Source organism: Pararobbsia alpina, from assembly GCF_965118125.1.
Lineage (GTDB): Bacteria > Pseudomonadota > Gammaproteobacteria > Burkholderiales > Burkholderiaceae > Pararobbsia > Pararobbsia alpina_A.
Genome location: NZ_OZ221287.1, coordinates 2,470,956 through 2,489,094 on the forward strand (window position 1 = coordinate 2,470,956; position 18,139 = coordinate 2,489,094).

11 protein-coding genes are annotated in these 18,139 nt (G+C 61.4%); 7 read left to right on the forward strand and 4 right to left on the reverse strand.

Translation table 11 applies throughout. The features are described 5' to 3' along the window. Window positions 1-412: 412 nt before the first annotated feature. The 3 genes from ACMFWR_RS10775 to ACMFWR_RS10785 all read left to right on the forward strand — a co-directional run bounded on the left by ACMFWR_RS10775 (window position 413) and on the right by ACMFWR_RS10785 (window position 3,611). Window positions 413-1,093: a PspA/IM30 family protein gene (locus tag ACMFWR_RS10775; RefSeq protein ID WP_413191670.1), complete on the forward strand. Its 681-nt coding sequence runs from the start codon at window positions 413-415 to the stop codon at window positions 1,091-1,093. Beyond that, complete coding sequence (locus ACMFWR_RS10780) at window positions 1,090-2,283, forward strand: tetratricopeptide repeat protein (RefSeq protein ID WP_413191671.1); 1,194 nt, start codon at window positions 1,090-1,092, stop codon at window positions 2,281-2,283. Before ACMFWR_RS10775 ends, ACMFWR_RS10780 begins: the two co-directional genes overlap by 4 nt. A 473-nt stretch (window positions 2,284-2,756) precedes the next feature. Then, complete coding sequence (locus ACMFWR_RS10785) at window positions 2,757-3,611, forward strand: metal-dependent hydrolase (protein ID WP_413191672.1); 855 nt, start codon at window positions 2,757-2,759, stop codon at window positions 3,609-3,611. A gap of 78 nt (window positions 3,612-3,689) precedes the next feature. Here ACMFWR_RS10785 and ACMFWR_RS10790 read toward each other — a convergent pair whose 3' ends face one another. After that, on the reverse strand, window positions 3,690-4,361 hold the full coding sequence (locus ACMFWR_RS10790) for a TetR family transcriptional regulator (RefSeq protein ID WP_413191673.1): 672 nt from the start codon (window positions 4,359-4,361) through the stop codon (window positions 3,690-3,692). 106 nt (window positions 4,362-4,467) lie between these two features. Between ACMFWR_RS10790 and ACMFWR_RS10795 the strand changes: the two genes are divergently transcribed. The 4 genes from ACMFWR_RS10795 to ACMFWR_RS10810 all read left to right on the forward strand — a co-directional run bounded on the left by ACMFWR_RS10795 (window position 4,468) and on the right by ACMFWR_RS10810 (window position 9,920). Then, on the forward strand, window positions 4,468-6,048 hold the full coding sequence (locus ACMFWR_RS10795; RefSeq protein WP_413191674.1) for a flavin-containing monooxygenase: 1,581 nt from the start codon (window positions 4,468-4,470) through the stop codon (window positions 6,046-6,048). Continuing rightward, window positions 6,035-6,901, forward strand: a complete 867-nt coding sequence (locus ACMFWR_RS10800; RefSeq protein ID WP_413191675.1) for an SDR family NAD(P)-dependent oxidoreductase — start codon at window positions 6,035-6,037, stop codon at window positions 6,899-6,901. The genes ACMFWR_RS10795 and ACMFWR_RS10800 overlap by 14 nt, the downstream gene beginning before the upstream one ends. Continuing rightward, window positions 6,898-7,908 (forward strand): alpha/beta fold hydrolase, encoded by a 1,011-nt coding sequence (locus tag ACMFWR_RS10805; RefSeq protein WP_413191676.1) that lies wholly within the window; start codon window positions 6,898-6,900, stop codon window positions 7,906-7,908. The genes ACMFWR_RS10800 and ACMFWR_RS10805 overlap by 4 nt, the downstream gene beginning before the upstream one ends. Window positions 7,909-8,297: 389 nt before the next feature. Further along, window positions 8,298-9,920, forward strand: coding sequence for a methyl-accepting chemotaxis protein (locus tag ACMFWR_RS10810; protein ID WP_413191677.1), 1,623 nt, complete (start codon window positions 8,298-8,300; stop codon window positions 9,918-9,920). A gap of 14 nt (window positions 9,921-9,934) precedes the next feature. Here ACMFWR_RS10810 and ACMFWR_RS10815 read toward each other — a convergent pair whose 3' ends face one another. The 3 genes from ACMFWR_RS10815 to ACMFWR_RS10825 form a co-directional block, all read right to left on the reverse strand. Further along, a complete protein-coding gene (locus ACMFWR_RS10815; RefSeq protein WP_413191678.1) occupies window positions 9,935-13,114 on the reverse strand; it encodes an RCC1 domain-containing protein in 3,180 nt (1,059 codons plus the stop codon). A 135-nt stretch (window positions 13,115-13,249) separates the two neighbouring features. After that, window positions 13,250-15,475, reverse strand: a complete 2,226-nt coding sequence (locus ACMFWR_RS10820) for an autotransporter outer membrane beta-barrel domain-containing protein (RefSeq protein ID WP_413191679.1) — start codon at window positions 15,473-15,475, stop codon at window positions 13,250-13,252. A 260-nt stretch (window positions 15,476-15,735) separates the two neighbouring features. Further along, window positions 15,736-17,595: a hypothetical protein gene (locus ACMFWR_RS10825; protein WP_413191680.1), complete on the reverse strand. Its 1,860-nt coding sequence runs from the start codon at window positions 17,593-17,595 to the stop codon at window positions 15,736-15,738. Window positions 17,596-18,139 lie beyond the last annotated feature (544 nt).

An 18,139-nucleotide genomic window follows, 5' to 3' on the forward strand; every position in this document is an offset into this window, starting at 1 on the left:
CCCGCGCGGCGCGCGCAAGAGACGCACGCCAACGGACGCGGGCAAAAGCGCAAGTGTAATCGAAAGCGCGTGACGTTCATTTCAACGCACGCTCGTGACAGGCGGCCTGACCCGCCGGAGCCCGTCCACAAGGGCTCCGGGGCCTGTCGTCGCGGTGGGCCCCCTGCCCTTGAAAACGGTGCCGGCGCCCGCATTTTCCTCTCGCGGGCACGACTCTGACAGGACTTTGGCCAGCGAGGTTTCCTACGCTAAAAAGCCTTCATTTTCGTTTAAGTCTGCGTTGCCTATACTGGCCCCGCATTCAGGCTGACAGCGGTCCGAAAGCCACAGTGAGCGGGCTTTCCGTGGCGCAGCCAGCCTGTCATGCCACTGGTGTAAGATCACCTCACAACTGTCCAACCATGGAGTCACCATGTCGCTTCTCGATACCATCTCGCGCACGGTCAAGGGTCTGCTCAACGACGCAGCCGAATCGGTACAGGATCCGTCGCGGGACGCGCGCCAGATCGTGCGTGAACTCGATGGCAGCATCGGCACCGCCGAAAACTCGCTGATCGAGATCGAAGCCCAGGTCAGCACGCAGCAAAGCAAGCGCGACCTCGCCAACGAAAAAGCGGCGAAGTATGCGGATGGCGCCAAGCGCGCGCTGCAGTCCGGCAATGAAGACCTCGCCCGCGAAGCCCTGACCGCCCAGGCCAACGCAGAAAAAGAGCGTGATGCGCTGAATGGCGAACTCGCGAAACTCGAGCCGTCGCTCGACCAGCTCAAGACGCAGATTGCGGAAATGCGCACGCGCCGTAACGACTTGCAGTCGCGCTCGAACATCCTGAACGCCAAGCAAGAGATCGCGAAGGCCAAGGACACGGCCGCGACCGCCCTCGGTGGGATCGGTGGCAAGAATTATGCTGATGACTTCAACAAGCTCGAAGAGAAGGTCAACCTGTCGAACGCGCGCTCCGATGCGCGTCTGAACACGGCTGATCAGTCGAGCGGCAAGGCGCTTGACGACAAGCTCGCCGCGCTCGGTGCCGGCCCGTCGGTCGACGATCGCCTCGCCGCGCTCAAGAAGGAACTCAACGCTCCGTCGCAATGAAGAAACTGCTTGCTGTAGCGGTACTCGCGCTCGCCGGACTCGCGCAGACCGCCTGGGCGGCTGCGCCGTCCGTCAAGGACGTCGAAGCCGCGATTCGCGCCGGGAACTACGGGCAGGCCGAGACGATGCTGAATGAAGTCGTCACGGCCCATCCGGACAGCGCGCGTGCGCATTACATGTACGGACAAGTGCTCGATCGCAACGGCAAGGCCGCCGCAGGTCTGGCCCAGATCGAACAGGCGCGCACGCTCGATCCCTCACTCAAGTTCACTGACGCCGCTGAATTCCGCGCCGTCGAGCGTCATGTGCAGGCCGACGCCGACGCGACCGGCGGCTCGGTGGCCCAACGTCCTTCTGCCGGTCAGGGCGGCGGGTTCCACGCCAACGGCGGCACCGTGTCGCAAGACTCGGGCATGGCGCCTGCCCCGCGCGCGTCGCACGGACCGGGTATGGGAGTCTGGATGATCTTCCTGATCGTGATCGTTGCCGTCATCGCCATTCTCGTCTGGACCGTGCGCCGCGCGCGCAGCAAGGGCGATGGCGAGGCGAAGGAAGCGCGGCTCGCGCAGATGCGTCGTGCGACCGACGTGCTTAACGCGATTCGCTCGCTGAAGCTCGATTTGCGTCTGTCGACGGCACCCGGCCACGACGTATTGACCAACGAGGCCGAAGGGCTCGAGGGCGACGCGCGTGACACGATCGCCGCGCTCAATGGCGACAACCCGATCCCCGACTACCGCGTCGAGGATCTTGAGCGTCGTCTCGCAAGCCTGAAAGCACGTGCCGAGGGTCGTCCCGATCCGAATGCGGCGCCGGCCCCCGGCCCCTACTCGAACAATCCGTCCCCGTATGCCCAAGAAGCGGACCGGTTCGGCGCACCGCCGTATCCGGGCGGCCCGGCGGGTCCTCCGCCGCAGACGGTTATCGTGAATAACCCGCCGCCCGGCGGTGGCGGAGGCCTTCTGACGGGCGTGCTGCTTGGCAGCGTGCTCAGCGGCGGCTTTGGCGAGCGTGACCGTGTGATCGAACGCGATGTCATCGTTGACGACGATGAACTCCGTCGTCGCGGCGGCAATAACGTGCCCGATCCCGGCTTCGACTTCGGCCAGGGCGGCAACGACTGGGATAGCGGTGGAGGCATCGACAGCGGCAGCGGTGGCGACGACGGCGGCTGGTCGGACAACAGCTGATCCTGTCACTTCTGCTTGTTTCGCGGCCTCACCAGCTTCAATAAGGCGTGCATGCCCGGCACGCCTTTTTTATTGGCACCTCCGCCACCGATCGAATCCGCTTCCTTGGCTTGGCGACGCAATCCGCCTGTTCCGGGTGCCCGAGCGTCGCCAATACGCCCTTGGTGACTTCACGACCCCGTTTCTACACGCGTCAGCCCTGTTTCAGTCGCCGCATCGTCCCTGCGCGCATCGCTGGCGTCCCGGCCGCCGGATCGCACGCGTCGTTCGATTCGAATCATCCCTCCAAACACGCCGCATTCTCCCTTGCGCGTGGATTCGGGCGTTTTGGACAGAGCGTCGAACGCCTCCGGATCGCACATCCGGCTTGTCCTGTCGGCGTCCTTGACGGGGTGTCGCTGCCTGCCTAGTCTAGGTAGACAACTGTACACATCGACCCGTACCCCAACGTACACGGTCTACGCGAGGACGTGATGGCTTCCAACCTACCCTTCGAACGCCGCGACATTCGCTTTGGCATGGACGGTGAGATCGATCCTCACTGGCTCGATGGCGATGCTCACCGCACGCGCTTTTACGACGCCATGTCGCTGATGTTCCCCGAAGGCGAGAAATTCTTTATCGAAAGCGTACGCATGTGCCGCGACTTCGCGGAGGGTGATCCGATACTCGAACGTGATGTGCGCGCGTTTATCGGGCAGGAAGCGATGCACCGGCGCGAACACATCGCATACAACGAACGCGTTGGCGAACAAGGCGCGCCGGTCGCACAGATCGAGGCTCAACTGCTCGCACGGCTCAATCTTGCCCGCTCGCGTCTTTCCCGCGGCGGCATGCTGGGCGTGACGATCTGCCTCGAGCATTTCACGGCAATGCTGGCCGATCAGGTGCTACGGCATCCGGCGACGCTAAGAGACGCCGACCCTGCCATGCAGGCGCTCTGGCAGTGGCACGCGCTCGAAGAAACCGAGCATAAGGCCGTGGCATTCGACCTCTATGTCCGCGCGCTGCCGCGTCCGTTCGAGCGTTATCTGCGGCGTTGCAACGCCATGCTGATCGTGACGCCGGTCTTTATCTCGCACATCTGGTCGTTCAACTGGCGGCTCGTTAAATCGGACGGCCAGCATCGGGACCTGCGCGGCTGGCTACGCCTGCTCTACTACCAATTCATTTCGCCGGGTCCGTTTGTCCGCATCCTGCCGCAGTGGCTCGCGTGGTTTCGGCCGGGGTTTCATCCATGGAAGCACGACAACCGTGCCCTGATCGGCGATACGCAAAAAGCGTACGACGCGCTCGCACGCACGCAGACGTCGCAAAAACCGTCATGACCGGTCGACGTCCGCGCGTTGAGATGCCAGGTCGCTAAGCTGTCAGGTCGTCGGGTCGTCCTGTCATCCGGTCGCCAATTAGTTCGGCGCCGGTACTTGCGCCGCATTCGGATTGAGCATCGCACCGGTCAGCAGCCACACCACGAATCGCTCGCTTTGAACGAGCAGCGTGGCCCGTTGTGCCGGGTTCTCGAGATAGTCATGCGAGACATGAAAAAGTTGAAGCACGATCTGCGCGCAGACTTCATCCAGACGTTCCCTTGCGAGTCCCGGAGCCAGGCCGAGCCGTTGCACGTCGTCAGCCATCTCACGGGCAATCTCATCGAGCAGCGCACGCAACGCACTGCGTACCCGCACCGAGGAACCGTGATATTCCGCGATGCCAATGATGAAAGCGTCCCGATGGTCGAGCGCGAACGCGAAAAACGCCGCGACGGCTCGCGACGCGACATGTGCCGGGTCATCACGCGCAGCGCTGTCGCGCACGCTGTGGAGCATCGGGCGCAGACGCGCACCGATCAGCGTGATCGTCTCGAGTGCGAGATCGTCGAGCGTCTCGAAGTGCCGATAGAACGTGTTGGGATTCAGACCCGCCTCTCGCGCCAGTTCGCGAATGCCCAGCGACGCGAACGTCCGGCGCACAACGGCAAGCCGCAATGCGGCTTCGATCAGGCGGCGCTTGCCGGGTGCAATGCTTGCATCGTCAAGCGCAGGGAGGCCCGTATCGGGCGAGGAAGGATTCGGGATCACGCCGTCACTCTAGCCTCGCAAACACCCGCGCTGCAAGGGGCACGGACATTCGTCCCCGAGGCCGTCGGGCAAAACAACCTCCAAAAACACCTGACCTGGTGACGTTATGGAACCGTCGATCGTTCAAGCCGGTGTTGTGTCAAGTCCGACACCCGCGCAGCCGCTGAATCCAGTATTGAACTCAACCTCGGGTCCTGCATCGTCTCGTGCCTGGCCGCGCATTGCCATCGTCGGCGCCGGATTCGCAGGCATCGGCATGGCGATCCGGCTTAAACGTGCCGGTATCGACAGTTTCACGATCTACGAGCAATCCGACGGTGTCGGCGGCACGTGGCGGGCCAATACCTATCCGGGCGCCGCGTGTGATATTCCGTCGCACCTGTACTCGTTCTCGTTCGAACCCAATCCCGATTGGACGCGTTCGTACGGCCCGCAACCCGAAATCCTCGCGTACCTCGAACGCTGTGCGGATCGATACGATCTGCGGCCACGTCTGCGCTGCAACGCGCCCGTGACGCGGGCGCACTACGATGAAACACGCCACGTCTGGCAACTCGAAGTCCATGACGAGCGAATCGAAGTCGACGTGCTGATTGCCGCGAGCGGTCCGCTGTCGCGCCCGGCGTATCCGTCGATCCGCGGCATCGATACCTTTGCGGGCACGTTGTTTCATTCGGCTCGCTGGAATCACGACGTCGATCTCGCCAACCGCACGATCGGCGTGGTCGGGACCGGGGCGAGCGCGATTCAGTTCATTCCAGAGATCGCTCCGCAAGCCGCACAACTGACGGTTTTCCAGCGTACAGCGCCGTGGGTCCTGCCTAAGCCCGATGGCCCGATCGGAACGCGTTGGCGTCGCCTGTATCGACGCATGCCATGGCTGCAGTCGCTCGCGCGTGCTTCGATCTATTGCTTGCTTGAAGCCAGGGCCATTGGGTTTGTCACCCAACCTAACCTGCTTCGCCTGGCAATGCGGCTGGCGCGACGCTATATCGAGCGCTCGATCGACGATCCCGCCCTGCGCGCCAAGGTCACGCCAGACTATGTGATGGGATGCAAGCGCATCCTGATGTCGAACACCTACTACCGAACTCTCGCTCGCGAGAATGTTCACGTTGAAACGTCACCGATCCGTGAAATATGTCCCGAAGGCATCGTCACAGCGGATGGCACCCTCCATCGCATCGACACGCTGATTTGCGGCACAGGCTTTCAGGTCAACGACGTTCCCGCGCCCTTCGAAATGTTTGGCGTGGGCGGCACGAGTCTGTCCGAGCGCTGGCTGCGCGATGGGCCCGAAGCCTATCTCGGCACCGCGATCAAGGACTTTCCAAATCTGTTTCTGATCGTCGGCCCGAACACCGGGCTCGGACATAACTCGATGGTCTATATGATCGAGTCGCAGGTCACGTACATCCTGCATGCGTTGCAGACACTGATACATAAAGGCGCGCGTAGTGTTGCGGTGCGTGCCGATGCGCAGGAACGTTTCAACACACAGCTTCAGCAACGGTTTTCCCGTTCGGTCTGGAGTACCGGCTGCCGAAGCTGGTACCTCACGGCGACGGGCAAAAACACCACGCTATGGCCGGGATTTACGTTCGCCTTCCGCCGCGCCACGAAAGCACTCGATCCACGCGACTTCATTTTTTCGCCGAAACCCAACGCTCCTCATGAAGACATTTGAAAACAAGGTTGTCGCGATTACGGGCGCAGCGTCGGGCATCGGACGCGCGCTCGCTATCGAGCTTGCCAGACACGGCGCGCACGTGTCGCTCTGCGATGTCGACACGATCGGATTGAATCAGACCCTGCAACGCATGCGGGCACAGCGGACCGATGTCCGTGTACTGATGCGCCAGGTCGACGTAGCGGATCGCGCCGCCGTGTTTGCCTGGTGTGACGCGACGCTCACGGAATTCGGATGCGTTGATGTCGTGATCAACAACGCCGGGGTGTCCGTGTCGAGTCGCGTCGAAGATCTGTCGGAGGCGGATTTACGCTGGATCGTCGACATCAATTGGTGGGGTGTCGTGCATGGCACACAGGCCTACATCCCCGCGCTGAAGTCGCGTCCGTCGGCTTCGCTGGTCAATATCTCGAGTGTCTTCGGCCTCGTGGCAGTGCCGACTCAAGCCGCGTATAACGCAACCAAATTCGCGGTGCGCGGTTTCACTGAGGCCTTGCGCCACGAGTTTGAAGGTACGCCGTTGCATGTGATGTGCGTCCATCCAGGCGGGATCCGGACCAACATCGTTCGACATGCTCGCAATCACGAGATGCCTGACGGCAGCACCGACGCGGACCGCGCGATTCAGGACTTCGATCGCATTGCCCGCACGTCACCCGAACAGGCTGCGCGCATCATCTTGCGCGATATCCTTGCGCGCCGCCCGAGATGCCTGATCGGGGCCGACGCACGCTTCCTGTCCCTGCTCGCACGGCTGTTTCCCGTGAGGTACTGGTCTGTCCTGCGCCCTGCTCTCAAGCGGCAGCGCGGAATCGCGCAGCGCGCATCGTCTCAAGCGGAGGCGCAATGAGCGCGCCCATTCCGGTGCGCGGCCCGCGCGACAATCGTGAAGATGATCCGGTGAGCGAGCGCCGCCCCGTCGAATTGCGCCCGGCGGGGATCGCCGGCTTTGCGTACGAACTGGGGTTACGCGAGATTCCGCGCGATGAAATTGAAAGACGCTATCGATACCCGCAATCAGGCTGGCTCAATTTCCGGCATGGGCGCCTGCACTACGTTAATGAGTGTGAGGCCGCTTCGCCCTCGCATACGGTCGTGCTGCTTCATGGATTTTCAGCGTCCGTCCATACGTGGGACGGCGTCAGCGCGTTGCTGCGTCAATCGTGCCGGTTCATCCGGCTCGACCTGCCGCCGTTCGGTCTGACGGGTGCGTTGCCTTCCGTCGAAGGTCGCGCGCAGCGTGTTGATCTTGAGGTACTACGTGAGGCACTCGACACCGTCCTCGATGCGCTTGCGCTCGAACGCGTGACCGTCGTCGGTAATTCGCTCGGTGGATTGCTGGCCTGGGACCTGGCAGTCCGCAGACCCACGGTCGTCGAGAGGCTCGTGCTCGTCGACGCCGCAGGTTTCCCGATGCACCTCCCGGCAGCCATCAAGCTCCTCGACAATCCCGTGGCGCGCTGGCTCTCGCCTCGCCTTCAACCGGCGGCGGCCATTCGGGCCGCTGTGCGCGACTGCTATGGCGATGCATCGCGCGTGACGACCGCCACGTATCGGCGCTACACGGACCTGACTTTCGCTGCCGGCACGCGCGCGGCCATCGTGAGCATGGTGCCCGGGCTGGACCTCAGCGCGATCGACACGCGGCCACTCTCTGCGCTACAGGTTCCGACGCTCGTACTTTGGGGTGCGAAAGACCGATGGATCCCCCCCTCGCATGGACGCCAGTTCGCCAAAGCTATTCCGGGTGCCCGGCTCGTGATGTTCGAGACGCTCGGTCATATTCCGATGGAGGAGGACCCTGCAAGCGTCGCGCAAGCGTTACTTGCTTTTTTGAACGAGCCAACCTTGCCTTGACGCTGGATGGTCCTTCATCTCCGGCGATAGCCCTCGCTTCATTTGCGGAGCTTCGAATCGATGAATTCATTGCGACGCTTTTTCCGTGCGCGCATCGACCCTTACGCAACATCGAAACGGCTTCGTTCGCCTTTCACACGCGGACCCTACACACGTGACCAGCGTGTTTAGTTAGATGAATAGGTACTTTTTGCAGTGTTACCGAAAATATCTCAAGTCGTGAGGATTGCGACCGTAAACGGGGACATGAAGACAGCTAAACAACACGCGTCCTAAAGCCCGACGTCTTGTGCTTCCAGGACACCCTGCTGCCGCAATACCCGCAACGGTCTTGAATCAGCCTGGCTCCGAAGTGCAAGACCGGTCCCCGTCCGTGCGAGATTCCGGCCATGCTGAAGAATTTGACCATCAAGACCCGCCTCGCCGTCACCATTTGCGTGCTCGGCGGCCTGCTTATTCTGACCGGGTTACTCGGCATTGCGGGCATGCGATCCGCCAATCAGGCGCAGCGCGATACCTATGAAAACGCCATGGCATCGACGCACGCGCTCGGTGTTTCGGATACCTATCTTGTCCGGGCGCGCGCGATTATCGATCGCGCCGTGCTCAAGCCCGATGCACCCGACGTACCAGCGACGATCGATCGCGCCGAGATGATGGTGGCGAAGTCGACGGCCTCATGGCAGCACTATCTTTCACTGCCTCAATCGGCCGAAGAGAAAGAGCTGGCCTCCGCCATGGCCGCAAAGCGAGCCGAGTATTTCGATGCGGGCTGGAAGCCGCTGATCGAAGCGCTGAAGGCGAAGAACTTCGATGTGGCCACCGAAGTCACGATGAAGAAGCTGCCGTCGCTCTACAACTCGGTGACGACAGCGAGCGCGGCACTCGAGAAGTATCAGGACACGACTGCGCAGGGTAACTACGACGCATCGCAGGCCGCGTACTTCCGCTTGCTGACCGTCTGCGTGATCAGTCTCGCGCTCGGTTCCGTCGCAGCGCTCATGAGCTGGTTCTCGCTGCGTCGTTCGATCGCCAAGCCGATCGAAGACGCACTCGCACAATGCGAAGCGATTGCAACGGGCGACTTGACGCGCGACATCATGGTGCACTCGAACGACGAAATGGGTCAGTTGCTCGAGGGCTTGCGCAAGATGCAGGACGGGCTGATTTCAACGGTCAGCACAGTACGCGGTGGTACTGAATCGATTGCATCTGCAACGGGTCAGATCGCGTCGGGGAATCGCGATCTGTCGCAACGCACCGAGGAGCAAGCTGCATCGCTCGAAGAAACCGCAGCGAGCATGGAGCAGTTGACTGCGACCGTACGTCAGAACGCCGAGAACGCGCGTCAGGCGAGCGCGCTCGCTGATCAGGCTTCATCGGTTGCACAACGCGGTGGCTCGGTCGTCGATCAGGTGATCGGCACGATGAGCTCGATCCATCAAAGCTCGGACAAGATGGCCGACATCATCGGTGTGATCGAAGGCATCGCCTTCCAGACAAATATCCTTGCGTTGAATGCTGCCGTCGAAGCTGCACGTGCGGGCGAACAAGGCCGCGGCTTTGCTGTCGTCGCAAGCGAAGTCCGCAGCCTCGCACAACGCAGCGCGACCGCTGCCAAGGAAATCAAGCTGCTGATCAATGAATCAGTGGGCCGAGTGTCGACGGGTTCGGATCTGGTCAGTGAGGCCGGTTCCACGATGTCCGAACTCGTGAGTGCCGTGCAACGCGTGACGGACATCATGGGTGAAATCGCTGCAGCCTCCGAAGAACAAAGCCGCGGCATTGAACAGGTCAATCGCGCGGTGACACAGATGGATGAAGTCACGCAGCAGAATGCGGCGCTGGTCGAAGAAGCTGCGGCTGCGGCGTCTTCGTTGCAGGATCAGGCAGGGAGAATGAGAGAAGTCGTGGCGGTGTTCAGGGTTGGCGCTCAAGACGGCACCGGTGACCTACGACACGCCGGCAGCTTCGCGGGCAAGTCGCCGGCAACGCGTGCCGGCTTTGCATAGACCCTGGACGATAGTCACGCATCAGTGAGCGACGGTCGGGTTCGGCGTTGATGTGCCTGCGTTTCGCGCGCGCGGTGAGTGCCGACGCGGCGCGACGCCAGGACAGCTTCGTACGAGACGTAACCGTCGAGAAGGTCGCTGACCGCACTACTGTCGCCGCCCTGCGCGCTATCGCCCCATGTCAAGACGCTTCCCTGACCGTACAGTCCGGCGAAGCAGGAAACCCCGCCGTACACGGCTCTGAGGGCGGGATAGGGAGGCACCGGAAAAGTCGCTTGGTTTCCCCAGCTTGTCATCGTGCCGTCGCTGCTGAGGGCGACAAACGATTGAAACCCTCCTGTGATGTTCACGACGCCGGTTTGGGTCACTGACGATGTGCCCCCCCAAGCGCCATCCCCCCAGACGGCCACGGTGCCATTGGCGCGCCTTGCTGCAAAGGCGCCGTCATTTGCCGTCACGGCTACGATATCCGCTATCGCGGCGACGTCATCGGGCAGAGCGCCACCACTATACTTGTCGCCCCAGGCGATGACCGTTGCGTCGCTCCTTAGCACCGCAAATGCCCTGGCACTCGCAACCACGCTGACTGCATCACGGATGAGCGCGGCTTCACCCGATAGCAGCCCTCCATAAGTCTGGTTGCCCCACGCGGCAAGCGATCCGTCCGCACGTATTGCGACAAAGGCATTCCCGCCGCCAACGACGTCGACGATGTTCTGGTAGCCGGCGATTTTCAACGGCACGGCGCCGCCACGTGCGGTGTCGCCCCAGGCTTTGACCGAACCGTCCAGACACAAAGCGCAAAACGCCGCTCCCGCTGGAACCAGCTTGCGTACGTTGCACAAGTCTGTGATCTGTGCCGTAAGCGAGGCGCCCGAAAGAGCGTCACCCCATGCAACGACCGATCCGTCGTCTCGTCGGGCAGCAAACGCCGCGTCATTGCCCACGACCTCGACGATATCCTGCAAATCGAGTACGCCACCCGGAACCGTGCCCCCATGACTGGCGTTTCCCCAGCCAACGACGCTGCCATCGCTGAGGCGTGCCGCATAGGCGCTCGCCGTCGCAGAAATCTCCACGACAGCGGCAGTTTCGGCGATGTCACCGGGAACACTCGTACTCGCCCATCCCACCACTGAACCGTCGTCGAGCCTCGCCACCATCGATCCGTAAGTCGCACACAGATTCGCCCCGTTGAGTACGAACTGACTGTCGCTCGTCGTGACAATCAGTAGTCTGGCAGGTTCGATGTCGTTGAAATTCTGTGCTGCTTTCGAATCCGTCGAGCCCGCATATTGCCAGGTCGCGACGATCGGCTGGAGGCTGTCAGCATCAAGCGCGGTCAGGCAAGACCTGCACGTCGGGACCGAGCTAAGGAACGACCGCACCGAACGTGCCCCCATGACCACGAGCTTTCCGGCGTTGGTTCCCGACGTCACAATCGTGTAGGAGGCCACCGCCGAGGTGCCCACGACGAATGTCTCACGCGTTACGCTGTAACTCACCCGAATGGAATGGTTCGGGGAGATGTCGGCTGAGGGGACGGAGAATTTCACAACGTGACCCACCGTTGCCGTATTGACAGGAAAATAGTCCGAATAGAGCCCGGTTGCGTCGCCCCGCCATTGGAGATTGATGGTGTCGCCCGCAGCCATCCCCGAATAGACTGGAATGTCGACTGTCGCCTTCGGCAAGTCGTGCGCAAGCGTGCCGCCTTGCGCTTCCTCCACGGTCGGCGGTGGCAGCGACGCAACCGCTGTACCGACTCTGAGCGTCAGTACCTCGGAATCCTGTTCGGTACCGCTGGAAGGAACGACACGATACGATACGTCGACGCTGCCATAAGCGAGCGTCGAAACTTCCGAGGCAGGCACCGTGAACATCACGGGGTTGTTTGCCTGATTGCCGCTGACCGGCAACGCAGTACGATAGTCCGTGTGACTACCGTCCGCTCGCGTCCCCGACCAGACAAGCTGCACGGCATCGCCTGCCGTCATGCCCGGGTAAGGTTGCACGACCACGGTTGCGTACGGCACGTCCGCGGGCAGCACGCCCCCCACAGCCTCTTCGACCGACGGCGGCGGTAACAGCGCTGCCTGCCCGGAGACCCGAACCTGCGTGTGCTTCGAGGGCAACGGCGCCCCCGTCTGCTTTAGCAGCGTGTACGACACGTCCGCAAAACCTTGCGCGATCGCGACGACGGTCTTGTTCGGCACCGCGAACTCGACGATTTGCGGCACGGCTGTCACCTTCTTCGAGCCGGTCCAGGGGACACTCACACCATTCGCCGCGTACCCCGCCCAAAGCAAGGCGATCGTGTCGCCGACCTGAAACGGCAAGTCCACCGCCGTGACCTGCACGACCGCGTCTGCGTCACCAAGCGCGGCAAGATCCAGCACGCCCTCGGCGTTGGCGTCCTTCACAATGGGCGCGTCGAGCGCGGCCGAACTGGCCACGACCCGGACCGTCGCCGACATCGACCACCCGTCGGAGATGTTCCCGACGACGTCGATAATCTGATACATGACTTCAATGTCACCATCACCCGCAGCAAGAATCGCGTCCTTGTCCACAACGATCACGACCGGGTTGTAGACCTCTGTGGCCAGCACCGTGTGATGGATCTGCGAGCTTCCCCAAACGAGGCGAATATCATCGTATTGCGCCATGTTCTCGTACGGGAGAATGGTCACCCTGACGCCGAGTGCGGCCTGCGCCGCATCGACGCCATTGACGACCACGTCATCGGGAAGTTGCGGCGCGGCGAGATTCTCGTTGTACGGCGTGAGCAGAACGGGGTCACGACCACCCGGTCGCAAGAGCCGGACATCGATATAGCGTTGCGGGGAATCCGACATCACATTGCTTGTACGCGTAATCCGATAGAACGGCTGCGACGTCTCGTCGACGATCAGGTCGTGCGGCACCGTCATGACAAGGTCAGCGTCGACATTGTCATAGGTGACGGGCGTACTGACGGCGAGCACCGGTGTTTCTCCCCAATAGACTGCCACGTCGTCTCCCGCCTTCATCGCTGAATAGGCGGGCACGACAACGATCAGCCCGGTCTTTGTATCCGCGATGCCGACGCCATAGAGCGATGACTGAGGCTCGTCCAGCGGAATCGGGGTTGCGTCGGGAACGGAGAGCACCGGGAGCGTCTCCCTCGCGTCTCGCGACGTAAACTGGTTCATCGAAGGCTTCATCATTCGCACTCCTCTTCGTGTTGGCGAAACCCCCGGTTCGCACGACGATCGGGCACCTCGCGCAGGGATGATACGTTACGACACAAATTCCCCTCTATATGACACCGCGATGTGAACGCATTCCTAGAACGTATAGCGATAGCCGACGTTCACGAGATAAGTGTTCTCGAGATTGCGCCCTTTCTCGTACTGATAGTCGACGAATACCGAATGCCGCTTTGCGACGTTTGCCGACACACCCGCATTGACGAAGAATCGCGAGGCATCGAGCGTCGAGTCGATCGACGCGCCAGCGTACTGAACGCTCTGAGTTCCCTTGAACTCTTTGGCATACCCCAGGCGCAGATAAGGGCGATACCGAGAACCGCCGTCTTCGAAAGTCTTCGCCAGCGTGACCGACGTGTTGATGCCCGCAGACCCGATGCCGTCGGACGACACCTGGTGGCCGAGGTCCGTCGTGAAGTGCTGGCTGCCCTGATGCAAGTACCGCATGCCCATTGCCGGCTGCACACTCCAGCCTTCTTCAAGCAGGAACTCACGTCCGACTTCGAACGCAACCGCCGCAGATGCGATACGCCAGTCATTGGCGGACACGGTGGACACACGTGGATCGCCGTGATAAACCGCGCTGAAGCTGTTGTCGAAATTCCCGTAGGCGACCATGCCCTCGGCGTACCAGCCTGAGCGATGCATCCAGGTGCCGTAAGCACCGACCGAATAACCGTGCATGCCGCCCTCGCTTTCATCAGCGCTTCGGTCTTCGTTGGCGAACGACGCATAAATGCCACCGACAACGTCCGCGTCCTGCGTGTGATGCAAGACTTTGTCGAAGCCGATCGACAGTCCTTGGACGGTGGTGTCGAACGTGTCGCCCGTACCGGATCCGTATCCATTGTCCAGCTTGTAGTCGCCGCCGTAACCCTGCGCCCAGAAGGTTCCGGACAGTTGCCCCGGAGTGAAGTCCCGAAGATTCTGCTGCCGTAAGTGGAGAGCAGAAAACTGGGTGTCCCAGATGGCGCGTACGGATGCAACCGACATGGCATCGACAGCGGCAGTGGCGCCGCTATTCAATGCGGGCTTGCCAGGCGGCTCTGCCCCGCCACCACCACCGCCACCACCACCACCACCACCACCACCACCCTCTCCGCCGCTGTCCCCTCCGCCGCCGTCGGTATCCTGGATGATCACGACGTTCCCCTTGGCATCGACCCCACTCGTGTAGCGGTACGCGCCGATATCCGATGTACCGTGCACTGTCGCGGTATTGGCGCCGTCGACCTGGGCGACGGTGTACGAAGGCTGGAGCGCTCCCTCCGCGTAGTTGTGTTGTTCATCCGTCACCGCGACCTGCCACTGCCCCGACATGGTGTCTGCAACATGCACGGACGGTCCGGTGCTGACCTTCGCCATGTCTGAGGTCAAAGAGCCGGACCCGGAGATCGTCTGCGTGGCAAGACTGCTCGAACCCGTATTGATCGATCCGTTCGATGCGCTGATGTTCGTGACGGTGGAGTCAGCCGTCATCATCCAGACACTGTCCGAGAGCATCAGGGACTCGACGTTGCTCATTGCCCCCGTGATGTTTGCGGCGTTGCGCATCGTGACCTCGGCCGCACCGCCATCGTCGACGACGATATCTCCCTGAAGGCTCGAGTTGTCGACGGTGAAGCTCGCGTGGCTGTCCGCATAGACAGTGAGCAACTGGCCGTTACCTCCCTTCACCGAAGCGCCGTTCTGGATCGTGATCGTTGCGCCTGCACCGTTGGCTTGCGAGCCCGCGGGACCGCCCACAACAATCGCACTGCCGGTCTGCCCCGTCACGGTGGCGTTGTCGACTGTGAGTAAGCCTTCCGTGTCACCGGGCGCAACGGCCTCCGTGCCGAATACAATGCCGTTTTCGACACCGCTGATCGTAGAGTGATCCTTGACGACGAGGACGCCACCGTCGACCGCAAAGCCCGCGCCAGTCGGCGCCGTACCGTAGACGTTGCTTCCGGTCACCGTCACTCCCGCATTCGCACCGACCGACCCGCCCATCGTTCCGCCGGTTAGCGTACTGTCCTCGACCAGGACGGAAGTGGGCGAATTGACGTTACCGTCCGCGGTGACCAGCAATGCCCGTTCGACGGAGTTGGACACTGTGGAGCCTGCGATGGTCGCCACGCCCTGATGCACCTCGACCGCGGCAGTATTGTTCGCCGACGTGTTGCCCGACACCGTGGCACCGTTCATTTGCAAGCTGGCTCCCGCCACCACGATCCGGGTCGCCGAGGCACCGGGCTCGAGGGTCAACAAGCCACCGTAGATCACCGAATAATCGGTGGGAGGTGTCGACGCGGTGACGGTCATGGCGACTCCGTCCACGGTCGTTGTTCCTCGCGCTCCGACGCTGATTGCGAGGAACATGACTCCAATCGCGTCGCGCATGCGTGTCCTCGTGAACAGCATCCGGGGCGCTTCTGCGCTAATGCCCTCCAGGGCTCTTGTTTTCGTAACGTTCATTTCACCTTCTGATTTTCACTGCACGGGCACATTCGATCCACGCATTCGCAGACTTCGTGATCCGTCTTGCCAGGCTTCGAGCTTTATTGACACGCCAGACGGCGGTGTCACACGCGCGCGTTGATGAGGTCGATGCTGATCTGCCCGACCGCGGATGTGTAAGCGTCTCCATCCTGGGTCACCACGTAGTAGGCTTGCGCTGCACCGTCTTTGGTTGCGCTTGATGTCGCGATCGGGGCGATGTAGGCGTCGTAAGGCACAACAAACAAAATGCCCCGCGTTGTTTCCGCAATGCCGACCGTGACTTTGGCGCTGACGTATCCGGTACCCGTGATCTCTGAACCGTCTGTTGCGTTCGTCGTTTTGAACGCTTGCCAATACAGCACAACGCTGTCGCCCACAGCCATATTGGCGTACACATTGACTTTCACGTTCGCGCCGTTTTTCACCTCGTCGTAGCCCAGATAGCCCGCCGAGTTGGCGTCCGGGAAGACGGGAGGCAGAAGACCTGCCGGCCCCCCCGGGCCAACAAGGTTGACCGCGACCATGGCACTGGGTGAATAGACCGGGTTCGGCGGGTCACCTGAAGTTGCCGAGTTGCTCAACATGTAGAAGACGGGCCATGCCGACGTCTCCGGCGTTCCATCGACGATCGTCGGTGACACCGTGAAGTTCGGTATGGTGCCTGCTGAAATGTCTGAATCGATGAGGGCGTAAGGTGGCAAGAGCTTCGCTTGGGTGCCATCCCCCCAGGACACCGTCACTCGATCTCCCGTCGCCGCGTTGCTATACATCCCTACCGTCACCGTTGCGGCTTGACCGGCATCAGCAAGGCCCAGCGCATTGATATTTGCGCTTTGCCCCATGACGCTCGGCGCGAGCAGCGCCTCATTGACGATCGAGGCCAGCGCGGGGTCCGCAGGGCCCGCATGATCGACGTTCACTGCCACCTGCTTCACCGGCGAGTCGAAGGATGCGGCGCCCCTGATCACCTGGTAGGTGACGTCAACGCTCCCTGTGCCTGTCGTGATCACGATACTTCTGGGCACGGTCACCACAACGGGAAAATCGGCTATCGAAAAGACGACATGCTGATCCAGCAGCGTCGCACCCCAGCTCGTTGCGATGATGTCGTCCGCCAGGATATTCGTGTACGCGCCCACTTCGATGGTTACGCCCGTATCGGCGTCCGGCAGATCGACGCTGCCATCAATTGCCAATGGCACCTGAGGCGCTTGCAAGTCTTTGGGGGACGGAGACAGCTCAACGGCGACAGGCGAATCTGTCGAAGCCGGCCCCGGAAACCCGGCACGGCTCGTGAGGTAGTACGTCGTACTGATCGTGCCCTCGCCTGCGGCGTAGATCGTGTCGGACCCGATCGTGACCGACACGGCCTGCGCGGTGACATCGGCCGAGGTCACCTGCGCCGTGTTTGCCACGAAAGCGCCCCACATCGTTTTCACGGTTTGCGCGGCTTCCATCCCTGCATACGCGGGTACAGTAGCGACAACCTGATCGCCGTGCGCGTCCAGGTACTCCGGCGTCACACCGTTGCTGACAATCTCCGCCGGATAAATCAACGGATCTCCGGCGATATCGTTGTTCGGAGCGGACTTGTCGATTTTGACCGTTGTAGTAAGCGAAGTCTGAGTCTCGGTTGACGCCGACGTGACGACGTACATCAGAGAATGGATGCCGTCGTCTTGAAGGTAGGTCGCATCCACGGTCACTTTTATCGGCCATGCCTGGGTCGATGCGACGGGGATATACGCCGAACCCACCACCGTGCCGTGCTCGGCGTCGCCGTCCCAATACAGAACGACAGCATCCTTGTCCCTGGCGGTCTGATAGTTGTCGATCTGGACAGGCATCCCGGTTTCGAGCATTTCACCGGGGAGCAGCGTATCGGGCTGCAATGCACCCGGGACAGTGGGTGCCGGCAACGGTGCGGCGGAAACCTGCGCCATGCGTCTGGCACGTGCCACCCGTCTGGTCAATTGCAATCCACGAGCTTGATCTGCAGTAATTCTCGGTTTCATCACGACACACCTCCGTTCGAAACGCTGAGCGCGGGGTTTCACTTCGCGATCGAATACCCGCCTGTGAGATCGAATCGCGCAGACTACATCCCGCAGCGAAGTCGTGTCCGATTTCGAACGAGCGGGAGATTTCGTTAATAGAAAATCGGCCGGCTGAGCTTTTGAACCCCGTGATCAATCAAGATGCGCATTAACCAATGCGGGTGCGCTGACATATTTAAATAGACCTCGTCATTAAACCTCAAAGCACGCCTTGAACCCATCTTAGCAGCAATGAAAAAGAATAAGAGATTGAATAAACGTGCTGGATAAAATTAATAATCCAAATCGTTTCCGCACAATCAATGCAATTCACCAAACGTACGCATGCCTTCAGATCACGTGCAGTTCGCACACCAAACAATCACGCACAAACCTCGGGAGATCGGATCAAGCATGTCTCCGCGGCCTGTTTGCCAGCGGGCCGAACATG

Excerpts from the sequence above, each read along its gene's own strand:
- ACMFWR_RS10775 (WP_413191670.1), top strand. The coding sequence starts at position 413 with ATGTCGCTTCTCGATACCATCTCGCGCACGGTCAAGGGTCTGCTCAAC.
- ACMFWR_RS10780 (WP_413191671.1), top strand. The coding sequence starts at position 1,090 with ATGAAGAAACTGCTTGCTGTAGCGGTACTCGCGCTCGCCGGACTCGCG.
- ACMFWR_RS10785 (WP_413191672.1), top strand. The coding sequence starts at position 2,757 with ATGGCTTCCAACCTACCCTTCGAACGCCGCGACATTCGCTTTGGCATG.
- ACMFWR_RS10795 (WP_413191674.1), top strand. The coding sequence starts at position 4,468 with ATGGAACCGTCGATCGTTCAAGCCGGTGTTGTGTCAAGTCCGACACCC.
- ACMFWR_RS10800 (WP_413191675.1), top strand. The coding sequence starts at position 6,035 with ATGAAGACATTTGAAAACAAGGTTGTCGCGATTACGGGCGCAGCGTCG.
- ACMFWR_RS10805 (WP_413191676.1), top strand. The coding sequence starts at position 6,898 with ATGAGCGCGCCCATTCCGGTGCGCGGCCCGCGCGACAATCGTGAAGAT.
- ACMFWR_RS10810 (WP_413191677.1), top strand. The coding sequence starts at position 8,298 with ATGCTGAAGAATTTGACCATCAAGACCCGCCTCGCCGTCACCATTTGC.
- ACMFWR_RS10815 (WP_413191678.1), bottom strand. The coding sequence starts at position 13,114 with ATGAACCAGTTTACGTCGCGAGACGCGAGGGAGACGCTCCCGGTGCTC.
- ACMFWR_RS10820 (WP_413191679.1), bottom strand. The coding sequence starts at position 15,475 with ATGACCGTCACCGCGTCGACACCTCCCACCGATTATTCGGTGATCTAC.
- ACMFWR_RS10825 (WP_413191680.1), bottom strand. The coding sequence starts at position 17,595 with ATGGCGCAGGTTTCCGCCGCACCGTTGCCGGCACCCACTGTCCCGGGT.